1 protein-coding gene is annotated in these 843 nt (G+C 44.7%); it reads right to left on the bottom strand.

What is annotated here, in order from left to right:
- On the bottom strand, positions 1-812 hold an 812-nt coding region (locus LI114_RS13625; protein ID WP_227221119.1), incomplete at its 3' end, for a hypothetical protein.
- Positions 813-843: the final 31 nt, after the last annotated feature.

An 843-nucleotide genomic window follows, 5' to 3' on the forward strand; every position in this document is an offset into this window, starting at 1 on the left:
AAAGTTGCCGAAGCTGTGCCGTAGCCTGCGGCTGAGGATATTTCCTCGAGGGCGTAGCTAACAGACGCATTCTTCTTGCTGGGCAGATCGAGCACCGCGAAAGTGCCCTTAGTGCCGCTTGTCTTTACAGTATGAAAAGCCGTTGCAGCGGCGGGGTTGGTCGTGAAATGCGAGAAAACGTAACGTTCATTCGCGCTGTCATAATCAGCTGCAACGTAGTTTTTCACGCCGCCGATAGTTTTGCGAATACGGAACTGCGTATCAGCCAGCGCGTTGTCAAGCTCCACGCCGGTAAGCAGCTCGCCGTCTGCGGTCTTGTACTGCTTTTCTACTTTTATGTTGGGCTGGTCGGTGATTTTGAAAGAAATACTTCCGCCATAAATATCAGGTCTTGAAGTACCCTGAATAAGCGTTTGATTTCCGTATTTCAGATAAGTCTTGACTTTCATATCATCGGGTATATCCTGAATACGTCTGTTTACCGTTACGGTTTTTACTTCTTTGAAAGCCTTTTTCGCCGAAACAGTTATCTTTGTATTTTTAGAGCCTTCGGTGTATGAAACATCAAAGCCTGCGCCATTTTTGCCGAGGTCATGAATTATCTCTCTGTAATTTGACGGAGAGCTTTTATCCATGTATTCATTTTCAATTGTGAATGTAGCAGTATACTTTTGCGTGCTCCAATCGTATGTCATTGATATGGGATTTTTTTGAGCAACGGCACTTGTTTTAGATAATGCCGATGGGCGGGTATAGTGCAGGGCAACTTTCTTTTCGATCTCATCATATGCTTTCTTGTATTCATTAAGCATTGTTGAGTTGCTGCCTGTAACGTATTTGCCG

It is taken from the genome of Ruminococcus sp. 210702-SL.1.03 (assembly GCF_020559915.1).
Lineage (GTDB): Bacteria > Bacillota > Clostridia > Oscillospirales > Ruminococcaceae > YE71.